Here is a 13,655-nt window from a genome sequence, read left to right as displayed (position 1 = left end):
TCGGATCAGGCGTCCGGGCCGCCGAAGCGTTCGGACCATTCGGCGACCTGGGCGTCCTCGATCTTGGCGAACAAGACGCCTTGGGCTTCGACCTTGCCGCCGACCGGCAGACGGTGCAGCAGATCCTCGTCGGCGCCGGGCCAGCTCAGATCCTCCACCCCCACCGACGCCGCGATCTTGGGCGCGGTGAAGGGCAGGATCGGCGCGGCCAGACGCGCAAACAGGGCCACCAGATTCAGACCCGTGCGCACGCCCACCGCCGCGCGGTCGCGATCGGTCTTCAGCGCTGTCCAGGGCGCCGCGACCTGCAGATACTCGTTGCCCAGCACCCAAGCGGCGCGGATGGCGACGGCGGCCTTTCTGAACTCCATCGCCTCCAGCTGTTCGGTCGCCTCGGCGACGGCGGCCTTGATATCGGCTTCCAGCTGGATCTCGACCGGTCCGGCCTCGCCGCCTTCGGGCACAACGCCGTCGAACTTGGATTCCGCGAATTTGACGATGCGGTTGACGAAGTTCCCCAGCACATCGGCCAGGTCCTTGTTGGTCGAGGCCTGGAAATCCTCCCAGGTGAAGGCCGAATCCGCGTGCTCCGGCCCATAGGCTGTAAGGCGCCAGCGCCAGTAGTCAGCCGGGAGCAGTTCCAGCGCCTGATCCATGAAGACGCCGCGCTTCTGGCTGGTGGAGAACTTGCCGCCGTACCAGTTCAGCCAGTTGAAAGCCTTCAGCTGATCCACGGTCTTCCACGGCTCGCCCGAGCCGATGATGGTCGCGGGGAAGCTGACGGTGTGGAAGGCGACGTTGTCCTTGCCCATGAACTGGACATAGCGAACGTCCTCCGCCCCCTCGTCCAGACGCCACCAGTCACGCCACGATCCGCCCGTCGCCTCGGCCCATTCCTCGGTCGCGGCGATGTATTCGATGGGGGCGTCGAACCAGACGTAGAAGACCTTGTCCTCCATGCCCGGGCGCGGGAAGCCGTCCTTGGTCACCGGCACGCCCCAAGCCAAGTCGCGGGTGATGCCCCGGTCGATCAGCCCCTCGTCCAGATGCTTGTAGGCGATGGACTTGGCCAACTGTTGCCAGCCTGTCTTGCCGTCGACCCAGGCGCGGATCTCGGGCTCGATCTTGGTCTGGAGCAAATAGAGGTGACGCGTGTCGCGCACCTCCAAATTCTTGGAGCCCGACACCGACGAATAGGGATCAATCAGGTCGGTCGGATCCAGCAGGCGTCCGCAGTTGTCGCACTGGTCGCCCCGCGCGCCGACATGGCCACAGTGCGGGCACGTCCCCTCGACATAGCGGTCGGGCAGGAAGCGGGCGTCGTCGATCGAATAAATCATCCGATCCACCCGCTCCTCGATCAGGCCGTTCTTCTCCAGCGCCTCGGCGAAATGCTGGGTCAGGCGATGGTTCTGCGGGTTGGACGACCGGCCGAACCAGTCATAGCTCAGGCCGAAGGCCTGACCGGCGGCCTTCTGGATCTCGTGCTGTTCGTCGCAATAGGTGCGCACGTCCTGACCGGCGGCGGCGGCGGCCAGCTCGGCCGGGGTGCCGTGCTCGTCGGTGGCGCAGATATAGAGGACCTCATGCCCCTGGGCCCGCTTGAACCGCGCCCAGACGTCGGCCGGCAACATCGAGCCCGCCAGATTCCCCAGGTGCTTGATGCCGTTGATGTAGGGCAGCGCCGAGGTGATGAGGATGCGGGCCATGATCGTCCAGGAGTTCGGGGAAGCGCAGGGATATAGAGCGGCGAGGCCGTTTCCTCAAACGCCTTGCGGCAGACGGCGCGCAATACGGATGAACCGTCCGGTCAGCAGGGTCGAGGACGCCAGGCTGGCGATCACCACCGCCCAGACCAGGCCGTTGACGCCCATTTGGTGCGCAAGCACCCAGCCAAGCGGCATCATCACCGCGCCGTAGGCCGCGAAATGCATGATGGTGGGCCACCAGACGTCGCCCGCCGCGCGGTTGGCCTGGGCCGCCACGACCTGAATACCGTCCGCTACGAAGAAAAGGGTCGCCAGCACCAGGGCCGGCGCGGCGATAGCCAGCAGGGCCGGATCGCGATTATAGGCGCCGACGATCAGATGGGCACTGGGCCAGACCAGCAAGGCGACCACCAATGTCAGGGCCGTCACGACGCCCAACCCGACCAGACCCGCGCGCAACACCCCTCGCCCGTCGCCAGCGCCATAGCTGCGGCCCACCAGCACCGCCGTCGCTGACGACAGCCCCATGGGCAGCATGAAGACGATCGCTGAGACGTTGAGCACAACCGCCCAGGCCGCCGTCTCCGCTGTGCCGATCTGACCGGCGAAGAACGTGAAACCGGAAAAGGCCCCGACCTCGATGAAATAGGAGGCCCCGGCGCCCAGGCCGACCTTGACCTGTTCGCGCGCGGCTTGGGGATCGCGCTCGGGCTTGTCGAAAATGCCCAGCGCCCGCGCCTCGGGCAAACGCAGGATGTAGATCACCAGGAAGATCGCCAGCGCCGCCCGCGCCCCGAACGTCGCCCAGGCCGAGGCGAAGGCGCCGTCGAAGCCGAAGCCGAGCAGGTCCGGCACCAACACGATGTTCAGCGCCAGATTGACCCCGTTCGCCACCCACATGGCGACCATGCCGGGCTTGGGCCGGCCCAGCGCCTCCAGGAAGAACTGTTCCGTCACCGAGATCAGATAGAAGGGCATGGACAGGGCGAAGACCACCAGGGCAGGCCCGGCGCCCTCCGCCAGACCGTCCTCCAACCCCAACTTGCCCAGCCCCCAGGGGCCAATGGCGATCAGGGCGATCATCGACACCACGCCGATCTGCAACGAATAGGTCAGGCCGCGACGCAGCACCGATCCGACCGCGTGCCGACGCCCCTCGCCCAGCATCCGCGCCGTCATCACCTGAACGCCCAGCATCAGGCCCACCGCCGTCGTCACCACGATCGACGTCGGCGCCCAGGCCAACGAATGGAACGCCAGTTCCTTGCTGGAATAGTTGCCTACGACGATAGCGTCGGTCAGCCCCATGGTCATGATGCCGATGCGCGCCAGGATCACCGGCCATGCCAGGTTCAGCAGGTCGCGCAAGGCGGTACGGGTCTGGGGGCTGAGCGCGATCATCGGACGCGGCACAGGCCACGCCGACCCGCCGGGGTCAACTCCCAAAAACTTTGATGTTCAGCCTACCAGGCGCCCAGTTCGCGAAGCTGACGCACCAGTTCCTCAGGCGCCTCGCCAGCGTCGAGGTCGGTCAGATCGACCGGCGCATCCTTGGGCTCGAAGTATCGCCACCCCTGGAAGGGCCGCCGGGCCATGGGCGCGGTGCGTATGACCTTGGGTTCGAGCGTGATTTCGCATCGGCTCTGCTTGCCTTCGCCCAGCGTCGCGATGTCCAGCACCGGTTGGCGACACACGATCGTCCCCTTCACCACCCAATAAAGCGAGCCGCCGTCCTCGATCTCGGTCGCCCGTTTGGGCGTCATACGTGTGTGGACGACGAGCGCCCCGCCCCGGGCGGCGCGGGCCTCCAGCCATTCGACGTCCGGCACTCCGACGCCCAGCTTGATCATGTGAAGCGGCATGGCGCCCACGTAGTGCCCCTTAGGCGCATTGGCCAGATTCTTAATCTTAGCCCCCTAACCATTCTCCGGCGCAGTTCACTTCGCCCAACGCGCTTAGGACCAGTATGTACGGATTGATTACTCGCCTGACGGCCCATCCCGGCCGCCGCGATGAACTAGCGCTCTGCCTGCTGGATCCCAATGTGAAGCGTCCGGGTTGCCACAGCTACGTCGTGGCGCACGACGTGAATGACGCCGACGCCCTGCTCGTCACAGAGGTATGGATGAGCAAGCCCTCACACGATGCCTGGTTCGACACGATCCGCAAATCCGGAGTGATGCGTCCGGCGCTCGGCCTGATCGCGCTATGGGGCGATACGGTCGTGACGCGCCCCATCGGCGGCGTGGGGCTTTAGTCCGCCTTCACCACCGCCAGGACGGCCGCCTCGACGACCTGATCGCCTAGAGACGCGACGCTTTCCACCACGCCGTCGAACGGCGCGGTCAGGGCGTGTTCCATCTTCATGGCTTCCAGCACCACGACCGGCTGGCCCTTGGTGACGGCGTCACCGGCCTTGACCGGCGTCGCGACGATCTTGCCCGGCATCGGCGCGCGCAGCGACCCATCCGACACCGCGCCCGCGCCTGAACCCACGGCGGCGCGATAGGGCGTGACGCGACGCGCCTCGCCGTCGACGAACAGGACGAAACCGTCGTTGACGGCCTGATAGCCGAAAAGTCGATCCCCGGCCTGAACCTGGTCGAACCCGACGTGGGCCAGTTCGCCCTGCGAACCAAGCCAGCCCGTTTCTACCGGCGTCACCGCAGCGGACACGCCCTGACCATCGACATTGGCCCAGATGGTTGTCTGCGCCGGCGCATTCAGGCGCACGCCATAGGACAGACCCGGCTGCCCGCCCCAGGGGCTGAAACGGTCCGAACGCGCCTCGACCGCCTCCGCCGCCGCTTCCGCAATCAGGGTCAGGGCCGCCAGCGTTGCTTCGTCGGACGGCTGCGGCCGCAACGCCGCCTCTTCCGCCGCGATGAAGCCCGTGTCCACATCGCCCGCGACGAAGCGCGGGTGCTGCAGACAGCGTTTCAGGAAGCCGGCGTTGGCCTTGACCGGCCAGACCTCGACCTCGCCGGCCGCCTCAGCCAGCCGCGCCGCCGCCGCTTCGCGCGTGTCCTCATGCACGATCAGCTTGGCGATCATCGGGTCGTAGAACTGGCTGACCTCGCCGCCCTGCTCCACACCGGTATCGACGCGGATGCCTTCGGGCATGACGAAATGCTCGAGCTTGCCGATGGAGGGCAGAAAGCCGTTGGCCGGGTCCTCGGCATACAGCCGCGCCTCCATGGCCCAGCCGTTCAGCTGGATCTCGGCCTGCTTCAACGGCATCGGCTCACCCGCCGCGACACGGAACTGCCATTCGACCAGATCGACGCCCGTCACGCTCTCGGTCACGGGATGCTCGACCTGCAGCCGGGTGTTCATCTCCATGAACCAGACGCCGTCCGCCTTCAGCCCGTCCGAGGCGTCGGCGATGAACTCGATGGTCCCGGCCCCGACATAGTTCACCGCCCGGGCCGCCTTGATCGCGGCCCCGGTCACGGCGGCGCGCACGTCATCGCTCATGCCGGGCGCGGGCGCCTCTTCGATCACCTTCTGGTGGCGGCGTTGCAGCGAACAGTCGCGCTCATAAAGATGGACGACCTCGCCATGCTTGTCGCCGAACACCTGCACCTCGATGTGGCGTGGGCGGGTGATGTAGCGTTCGATCAGAACGCGGTCGTCGCCGAAGGCCGCCGCCCCTTCTCGCTTGGCGCTGGCCAGACCGGCGGCGAAATCGGCCGGATCATCGACCCGTTTCATACCCTTGCCGCCGCCGCCCGCGACCGCCTTGATCAACACCGGATAGCCGATCCGCGCCGCCTCGGCCGTCAGGGTTTCCTCCGACTGGTCCGCGCCCTGATAGCCCGGCGTCACCGGCACCCCGGCCTGAATCATCAGCTCCTTGGCCGCGTCCTTCAGACCCATGGCGCGAATCGAGGACGGGTCCGGCCCGATCCAGATCAGGCCCGCCGCCGCGACGGCCTCTGCGAAGTCTGCGTTCTCGCTCAGGAAGCCATATCCGGGATGAATCGCCTCGGCCCCCGTCGCCTTGGCCGCCGCCAGCACCTTGGCGCCGTCCAGATAGGATTCGCGCGCCGCCGCCGGACCGATCAGCACCGCCTCGTCGGCTTCGCGCACGTGCAGGGCGTTGGCATCCGCCTCGGAATAGACGGCGATGGTGCGAATCCCCATCCGCTTGGCGGTGCGGAAGACACGGCAGGCGATTTCGCCGCGATTGGCGACAAGGACGGACTTGAACATGAAGCGGTCTTAGCCGGATCGTGCGCATCAGGCGAGAGGCAGAGCACGACCCTTCTCACACAGCGCGGCAGGCGTTAAGCCTCTCCGATGTCCCTGCGCCCCCTCTTCGTCACCCAGGTCTATGAAGCCTCCCTCGCCGAAGGGCGTGGCTGGTCCGACTTCAACGCACAGCTGATCGACGTCATCCGTATGATGGCCGAGGAGGACGAGGCAGGCCGCCGATGGTGCAAGGTCAACGCCTATCGCGGCTATACCTCCTACGGATCACTGAACGACCTGCCCCAACGCTTCCCGGAGTTCGCCGAGTTGAAGCGCCACCTGGATCGCCATGCCGTCGCCTACGCCAAGGCGCTGAACTTCGACCTGGCGCGCAAACCCCGCCTCGACAATCTGTGGGTCAATATTCTGAAGCCCGGCGGCGGCCATACGGGTCACATCCACCCGCACGCCTTCCTGTCGGGCACCGTCTATATCGACGTGCCAGACGGCGCCTCATCGCTAAAGCTCGAAGATCCCCGCCTGCCCTTCATGATGGCCCGCCCGTCGGTGACTGACGACGCGACCGAAGCCGAGCGGCCGTTCGTCTATCTGCAGCCACAGGCAGGCACGGTGCTGATGTGGGAAAGCTGGCTGCGGCACGAGGTGCCGACCAACCTGGCCAAGGCCGATCGAATCTCGATCAGCTTCAACTACGCCTGAAGTCGGCCGCCGTTTCCGTCGGCCGATCAGCGCAATCAGACCGTCCAGCTGGCCTTGCGCTTTTCGAGGAAGGCGGCGACGCCCTCGCGGCCTTCGTCCGATACGCGGGCGCGGGCGATGCGTTTGGCGGTTTCGTCCATTAGGCCGTTGTCGATCTTGTGGTGGGCGATGTCGTTGACCAAGCGCTTGGCCTCGCCCATCGCGCCCGGCGCATTGTTGGTCAGGCTGTCGCTCAGCATCGAGATGAACTCGTCCACCGATCCTTCTGGCAGGACCAGGTCGATCAGGCCGGCATGGGCGGCGTAGTCGGCTTCGAAGGCGTTGGCGGTCAGGAACAACTGGCGGGCGCGGCGCGCGCCGACAGCCTCGATCACATAGGGAGCGATGGTCGCCGGGATCAGACCCAGCTTCACTTCGGAGAAGGCGAAGCGCGCGCCCTCGACCGCCACGGCCATGTCGCAGGCGGCGACAATGCCCGCTCCGCCGCCCATGGCGTTGCCCTCGACCACCGCCACCGTCAGGGCGGGAATGTCGTGCAGGGCCTTCAGCATTTTCGCCAGACCCATGGCGTCGTCGCGGTTGTCGCTCTCGGACCAGCTGGCGGCGTCGCGCATCCAGTTCAGATCGGCCCCGGCGCTGAAGGTGCCGCCCGCCCCCCGAATGAAGACAGCCCGCACCCGGTCCGCGCCGTGCAGCGTTTCGAATGCCTCATGCAGGGCCGCGATGGTCGCGGCGTCGAAGGCGTTCTTCTTGGCCGGACGGTTGATGGTGACGAAGACGACGCCGTCGGTGGTCGAATCGATCTGCACCAGATCGTCGTCGGCGTCCGGCGCGGCATCGGGCACCAGCGGCTGGGCGATGCTGTTGATCTCGGCCGCCTCGGCGTCGGTGACGTCCAGGGCGTTAAGGTCGGCTTCGGTCGGTTGATCGGCCATGGGGGTCTCCAAACTGCGTGTCCGCTCACAACGAGGCGCGGACCAATAGGTTACATCCGGAACAGGCCGAACGTCGTCTCCGGGATCGGGGCGTTCAGGCTGGCGCTGATGGCCAGGCCCAACACATCGCGGGTCTGGGCCGGGTCGATGACGCCGTCGTCCCACAGGCGGGCGGTGGCGTAATAGGGATTGCCCTCGTCCTCATACTTCTGACGGATCGGCGCCTTAAAGGCCTCGGCGTCTTCCGCGCTCCAGGTCTCGGCGTCACGGTGCACGGTGGCCAAGACGCTGGCGGCCTGCTCGCCGCCCATGACCCCGATCCGGCTGTTGGGCCAGGTGAACAAGAAGCGCGGCGAATAGGCCCGGCCGCACATGCCGTAGTTCCCCGCCCCGAAACTGCCGCCGATCAAGACGGTGAACTTGGGCACCTCGGCCGAGGCCACGGCCGTCACCAGCTTGGCGCCGTCCTTGGCGATGCCGCCTGCCTCGTATTTGCCGCCGACCATGAAGCCCGAGATGTTCTGCAGGAACAGCAGCGGAATCTTGCGCTTGCAGGCCAGTTCGATGAAGTGCGCGCCCTTCTGGGCGCTTTCGGAAAAGATGACGCCGTTGTTGGCCAGGATGGCGACCGGATAACCCCAGATGCGCGCGAACCCGCACACCAGGGTCGAGCCGTACAGGCTCTTGAACTCGTCGAACTCCGACCCGTCCACCAACCTGGCGATGACCTCACGCACGTCATAGGGGGCGCGCACGTCGTCCGGGATCAGGCCGTACAGCTCCTCTGCGTCGAAGGCCGGCGCGCGCGGCTCGCGCACATCCATCTCTACGGTCTTGGTCGTGTTCAGATTGCCGACGATGGAGCGCACGATCTCCAGCGCATGCTCGTCATTCTCGGCGACATGATCGACTACGCCCGAGCGACGGCCGTGGGTTTCGGCCCCGCCCAGCTCCTCGGCCGAGATGACCTCGCCGGTCGCCGCCTTCACCAGCGGCGGGCCGGCCAGGAAGATAGCGCCCTGGTTCCTGACGATGATCGTCTCGTCCGACATGGCTGGCACATAGGCGCCGCCCGCGGTGGACAGGCCCATGACGCAGGCGATCTGGGCGATGCCCTTGGCGCTCATCCGGGCCTGGTTGAAGAAGATGCGGCCGAAATGGTCGCGGTCGGGAAACACCTCGGCCTGGTGCGGCAGATTGGCCCCGCCGCTATCGACCAGATAGACGCACGGCAGGCGGTTCTGCTCGGCGATCTCCTGCGCACGCAGGTGCTTCTTCACCGTCATGGGGAAGTAGGCGCCGCCCTTCACCGTCGGATCGTTGCAGACAATCATGACCTCACGGCCCGACACCCGGCCGATGCCGGCGATGACGCCCGCCGCCGGGGCCTCGCTGTCATACATGTCGTGCGCAGCCAGTTGCCCGATCTCCAGGAAGGGCGAGCCGGGATCCAGCAGGCGCTCGACACGGTCGCGCGGCAACAGCTTGCCGCGAGCGACGTGACGGTCGCGCGACTTGTCGGACCCGCCGCGCGCGGCCTTGGCCACATGGTCGCGCAACTCGGCGACCAGGGCGCTGTTGTGCGCGTGCAGGGACTTGTACTTTTGGCTTTGCGGATCGACCGCGGACGTCAGCTTCGGCATGGGGCTGGTTTAGGCGGGGTCGAGGGGCGCCACAAGCGTCTGCCGCCATCCTTGCTTCCTCGCCCCTTTTCGCCTATAGGCCCCGCCTTTCCAGGGCTTCGGTCCTGTCGCGGAGCACCAAAGGGTTGGACGTTCGGTCCGGCCGCCGCGCCAGGAGCCATCGTGGAGACCGACTTACCCGGTCGTTTCCGCGCCGACGCCCACAAGGGAGACTACCGCATGGCTCTTTACGAGCACACGGTCATGACGCGCCAGGATATCTCGGCGCAACAGGCCGAAGCGCTGAATGACACCATCAAGGATCTGATCGTCGCCGGTGGCGGCTCGGTCGCCAAGATCGAATACTGGGGTCTGCGCAACCTGACCTACCGCGTGAAGAAGAACCGCAAGGCTCACTATTCGCTGCTGGCCGTCGACGCCCCTCCGGCCGCCATGGCCGAAGTCGAGCGTCAGCTGTCGATCAACGAAGACGTGCTGCGCTGGCTGACCGTCCGCGTCGAGGAACTCGACCTGGAACTGTCGCCGCTGCTGGCCCGCCGCGAGCGTGAACGCGAGCGTGAGCGCGAGCGCACCCCGCGCGACGACGCCGCCGCCGACGCCGAATAAGGAACCCGGAACATGACCGATACCACCGCCCCGACCCCGGGCGCACCGGCGGGCTCCGGCGCCGCCGGCCGCCGCCCCTTCTATCGTCGCCGCAAGGTCTGCCCGTTCTCGGGCGCCAATGCGCCGAAGATCGACTACAAGGACGTCAAGCTGCTGCAGCGTTACGTCTCCGAACGCGGCAAGATCGTGCCTTCGCGCATCACCGCCGTCTCCCAGAAGAAGCAGCGTGAACTGGCCAAGGCCATCAAGCGCGCTCGCTATCTGGCCCTCCTGCCTTACGTGGTGAAGTGAGATGAAGGTCGTTCTGCTTGAACGCGTCGAGAATCTCGGCGCCATCGGCGACGTCGTGTCCGTCAAGGACGGCTTCGCCCGTAACTTCCTTCTGCCGCGCGACAAGGCCCGCCGGGCCACCGCCGCCAACCTGAAGGCGTTCGAACTCGACCGCGCCGCCATCGAGCAGCGCAACGAGAAGAACAAGGCCGACGCTCAGAAGGTCGCCGACAAGATCGACGGCCAGACCTACGTCATGATCCGTCAGGCCGGTGAAACCGGTCACCTGTACGGTTCGGTCGCCGGTCGCGACGTCGCCGAGGCCATCCAGGCCGAAGGCGGCAAGGTCGAGCGTTCGCAGGTCGTCCTGAACACGGCGATCAAGAGCCTGGGCGTCCACGAAGTGCCGGTTCGCCTGCACGCCGAGGTCCGCGCCACGGTCAAGATCAACATCGCCCGCTCGATGGACGAGGCCGAGCGCCAAGCCAAGGGCGAGGACGTGATCCGCAGCCAGTTCGACGATGAGCGCCAGGCCGCCGAGCAATCGGCCCAGGAACTGATCGAAGGCGGCGCCGGTCAACAGGAAGGCTTCGGCGACGAAGCCTGATCCGACCGGATCCCAAACGACATCAAGGGCGCGTCTCGCAAGGGACGCGCCCTTTTTGCTGCGCGGGACGCTATCGCCAACCGCATGGCCGATCGTCAGCTTGACCTATGACAAGATTACAACAAAGCCAGATCATTGATCTCTCAAATGGACATCTAGACATCAAGCTTGCTTGACGTCGTCACATTGTGGTCACAGCCTGCAATCGAGACCTGCGTTTCGAATATATGCGCAAGATTATTGCGCTTTTCGAGACGCCGGCCGAGGGCGACGGCATGGCGGCCTGTCGAGCGCCGACACAGAGGGCTGTCATGCATCGTCGGGGACTATCAATGAAAATCGGATACGGTCGTCAGGCCCTGTTGGCCTTCGCCTCCACCAGCGCGCTCTTCATCGCCTCATCGGCGTTCGCCCAGACCACGCCTCCGGCAGGTGAAGCCACCGATGTCGATGAGATCGTCGTCACCGGCACGCGCACCGTCGGGCGCAGCCGGCTCGACAGCGTCGCGCCCGTCGATGTCATCACCGGCGAAACTCTGGCGAAACAGGGCACCGGCACAGAGCTGGCCGCCGCCCTCGCCGCCACCGCCCCGTCCATCAACTTCCCTCGTCCGGCCATTTCCGATGGTTCGGATCACGTTCGTCCGGCAACCCTGCGCGGTCTGGCTCCTGACCAGACCCTGGTCCTGATCAACGGTCAGCGCGGCCATGTCGGCGCCCTGGTCAACGTCAACGGCGCGCTTGGCCGTGGCTCGACCGCCTTCGACCTGAATACGATTCCGTCGATCAGCCTTGGCTCGGTCGAAGTCTTGCGTGATGGCGCTTCGGCGCAATACGGCGCCGACGCCATCGCCGGCGTCATTAATCTGCGTCTGCGCCAGGCCTCGAGCGGCGGCGGTATCACCGCCAACTACGGCATCTACGACACCGACTTCACGACCGCGCGCGGCGAGCACAGCCGCCGCGACGGCGAACAGACCTCGCTCGCCGGCTGGATCGGCCTGCCCCTGTTCGGCGACGGCTTCCTGACCCTTTCGGGCGAAGTCCAGAAACGCCAGCCCACCAATCGCTCCGACTACGCTGCGACCACCGCCGTCAACGGCGGCAATGCGACGACCGTCATCGGTCGCTTCGGCGATCCCTATACCGAAGCCTACACCGGCTATTTCAACGCCGGGAAACCCCTTGGCGGCGAGTGGGAAGCCTACGCCTTCGGCGGCTATCAGAAGCGCAAATCCGAGGCTGCGGCGACGGCCCGCGCCTTCAACAACTCCAACAACGTCACCGCCATCTATCCCAATGGCTTCTTGCCAATCATTTCCGCCGACATCGCCGACTACAATATATACGGCGGCCTGAAAGGCCCCGCGGCCGGCTTCGACTGGGACATCTCGGTCGGCTATGGGCGCAATGAGCTGGACTATCGCGTCCTCAACTCCCTGAACGCCTCCTATGGCGCCGCGTCTCAGACCCAGTTCGACGCCGGCGGCCTCAGCTACGGCCAACTGACCATCGGCGTGGATGCGGTCAAACAGATCGAAGCAAACCTGTACGAACCGTTGAACGTCGCCTTCGGCGTCGAATACCGACGCGAGGACTTCAGCGTCACCGCAGGCGAACCGACCTCCTACAACAAAGGCCCCGTCACGGCCGGCGGCGCTGGATCGCAAGGCTTCCCTGGCTTTGCGCCGTCCAATGCGGTCGATGTCGATCGCAACAACATCAGCGCCTACATCGACCTGGAGGGCAAATTCTCCGAACAGTTCAGTGTCGGTCTGGCCGGGCGCTACGAGGACTATTCCGACTTCGGCGATCAGTTCACGGGCAAGATTTCGGGGCGCTACGACTTCACCGAGGCCTTCGCCCTGCGTGGCGCCATATCGACTGGCTTCAAATCGCCAGCCCTTCAGCAACAGTACTTCAGCTACATCGCCACCAACCTCGTCGCCACAGCGGGCGGCGTGGTGCTTCAGCAGAACGGCTCGTACCGGGTCGACGATCCCATCGCGATCGCCCTGGGCTCCAAGCCGCTGGAGCCCGAAACCTCGACCAACTACTCGCTCGGCGCGGTCTTCCGACATGAGGGCTTCGAACTGACGGTGGACACCTACCGCATCGATGTCGCTGACCGGATCATCTATTCCGAGACGCTCGGCGTGTCGCGGCCCAGCCAGACGGCGCAATCCACGGCGGCCATTCAGGCTCTGCTCGCTCCGTTCGGCGTGACCGGCGCGCGGTTCTTCCTGAACGGTGTGGACACCTCGACCAGCGGCGTCGATGTCGTGGCGCGCTATCGGACGCAGCAGGATTTCGGGCGGTTCGATTTCACACTGGCGGGCAACTTCAACTCGACCGAAGTGACCAAGACGCCAGCCGTTCCCAGCAACCTGGCCATTGCGCCGTCCGACGCCTTCCTGTTCGACCGCTCCTCCAAACTGTCGTTTGAACAGGGCACGCCGGAACAGAAGATCGTCGCCAGCGTGGACTGGTCGCTGGGCGACTTCGGGGCGACCTTGAAGGGCACCAGCTACGACAGCGTTCTGGTCGCCAACAACAACGCCACCCTGGACTACGAAACGGGCGACGCACTGCTGGTGGATCTTGAGGGCCGCTACACCCTGCCGTTCGGCGTCTCGCTTGCGGTCGGCGTGAACAACCTGACCGACGAATATCCAACCGCCACGCCGACCAACATCAACGGCGCGACCGGTTCGGTGGGCTACCCGAGCTACTCACCCTACGGCTTCAACGGCCGCTTCTTCTACGGCCGTCTGAGCTACAACTTCTAAGCCAACCGATATCACACCCGAATGGGGCGCTCTTCGGAGCGCCCCATTTTGCGTGGCGATAGATTTCCTACTGGCTGCTGCAACGAAACATGGCCCTCTGCGTCGATTGACCCGCCGCACCTTCGCCCTGATATGGCCATGACCGCCGGGATCTCCCCGACCTTGCGGTTGGAGAGGCCATG

At 65.8% G+C, this 13,655-nt stretch carries 12 protein-coding genes; 6 read left to right on the top strand and 6 right to left on the bottom strand.

What is annotated here, in order from left to right; genetic code table 11:
• Positions 1-5: 5 nt before the first annotated feature.
• Genes metG through HNP47_RS01425 form a run of 3 tightly spaced genes read right to left on the bottom strand, consistent with a single transcriptional unit; the run spans position 6 to position 3,571 of the window.
• Positions 6-1,709: a methionine--tRNA ligase gene (metG, locus tag HNP47_RS01435; RefSeq protein ID WP_184277803.1), complete on the bottom strand. Its 1,704-nt coding sequence runs from the start codon at positions 1,707-1,709 to the stop codon at positions 6-8.
• Between the two features lie 54 nt (positions 1,710-1,763).
• Positions 1,764-3,122 carry an MATE family efflux transporter gene (locus tag HNP47_RS01430; RefSeq protein WP_311769995.1) on the bottom strand — a complete coding sequence of 453 codons (1,359 nt, stop codon included), beginning with the start codon at positions 3,120-3,122 and terminating at the stop codon, positions 1,764-1,766.
• 50 nt (positions 3,123-3,172) lie between these two features.
• Positions 3,173-3,571 (bottom strand): DUF1489 family protein, encoded by a 399-nt coding sequence (locus tag HNP47_RS01425; protein WP_184277801.1) that lies wholly within the window; start codon positions 3,569-3,571, stop codon positions 3,173-3,175.
• 104 nt (positions 3,572-3,675) lie between these two features.
• Here HNP47_RS01425 and HNP47_RS01420 point away from each other — a divergent pair, with 104 nt between their 5' ends.
• Complete coding sequence (locus HNP47_RS01420; RefSeq protein ID WP_184277799.1) at positions 3,676-3,966, top strand: antibiotic biosynthesis monooxygenase family protein; 291 nt, start codon at positions 3,676-3,678, stop codon at positions 3,964-3,966.
• On the opposite strand, the gene HNP47_RS01415 is transcribed toward HNP47_RS01420, so the two are convergent.
• Positions 3,963-5,924, bottom strand: coding sequence for a biotin carboxylase N-terminal domain-containing protein (locus HNP47_RS01415; protein WP_184277797.1), 1,962 nt, complete (start codon positions 5,922-5,924; stop codon positions 3,963-3,965). The two genes, HNP47_RS01420 and HNP47_RS01415, sit on opposite strands and share 4 nt — an antisense overlap.
• An 87-nt stretch (positions 5,925-6,011) precedes the next feature.
• Between HNP47_RS01415 and HNP47_RS01410 the strand changes: the two genes are divergently transcribed.
• On the top strand, positions 6,012-6,623 hold the full coding sequence (locus HNP47_RS01410) for a TIGR02466 family protein (protein ID WP_184277796.1): 612 nt from the start codon (positions 6,012-6,014) through the stop codon (positions 6,621-6,623).
• Positions 6,624-6,658: 35 nt separating this feature from the next.
• Here the strand turns inward: HNP47_RS01410 and HNP47_RS01405 are convergent, their stop codons facing one another.
• Together HNP47_RS01405 and HNP47_RS01400 are read right to left on the bottom strand one after the other, a co-directional pair.
• Positions 6,659-7,558, bottom strand: coding sequence for an enoyl-CoA hydratase-related protein (locus HNP47_RS01405; RefSeq protein ID WP_184277794.1), 900 nt, complete (start codon positions 7,556-7,558; stop codon positions 6,659-6,661).
• 50 nt (positions 7,559-7,608) lie between these two features.
• Positions 7,609-9,201 carry a carboxyl transferase domain-containing protein gene (locus HNP47_RS01400; RefSeq protein ID WP_184277792.1) on the bottom strand — a complete coding sequence of 531 codons (1,593 nt, stop codon included), beginning with the start codon at positions 9,199-9,201 and terminating at the stop codon, positions 7,609-7,611.
• 219 nt (positions 9,202-9,420) lie between these two features.
• On the opposite strand from HNP47_RS01400, the gene rpsF reads away from it, so the two are divergent.
• The 4 genes from rpsF (at position 9,421) to HNP47_RS01380 (ending at position 13,473) form a co-directional block, all read left to right on the top strand.
• The gene (gene rpsF, locus HNP47_RS01395; protein WP_026108635.1) at positions 9,421-9,807 is read left to right on the top strand and encodes a 30S ribosomal protein S6; all 387 of its coding nucleotides are present in this window, start codon (positions 9,421-9,423) and stop codon (positions 9,805-9,807) included.
• Between the two features lie 12 nt (positions 9,808-9,819).
• A complete protein-coding gene (rpsR, locus tag HNP47_RS01390) occupies positions 9,820-10,098 on the top strand; it encodes a 30S ribosomal protein S18 (protein ID WP_008259463.1) in 279 nt (92 codons plus the stop codon).
• 1 nt (position 10,099) lies between these two features.
• Positions 10,100-10,684, top strand: coding sequence for a 50S ribosomal protein L9 (gene rplI / locus HNP47_RS01385; RefSeq protein WP_055754943.1), 585 nt, complete (start codon positions 10,100-10,102; stop codon positions 10,682-10,684).
• Positions 10,685-11,016: 332 nt separating this feature from the next.
• A complete protein-coding gene (locus HNP47_RS01380; protein ID WP_184277790.1) occupies positions 11,017-13,473 on the top strand; it encodes a TonB-dependent siderophore receptor in 2,457 nt (818 codons plus the stop codon).
• The last annotated feature ends 182 nt before the right edge of the window (positions 13,474-13,655 follow it).

Source organism: Brevundimonas vesicularis, from assembly GCF_014204545.1.
GTDB lineage: Bacteria > Pseudomonadota > Alphaproteobacteria > Caulobacterales > Caulobacteraceae > Brevundimonas > Brevundimonas vesicularis_B.
The sequence above is the reverse complement of the archived record's forward strand: the minus strand, read 5'-3'. Positions and strand labels throughout refer to the sequence as shown.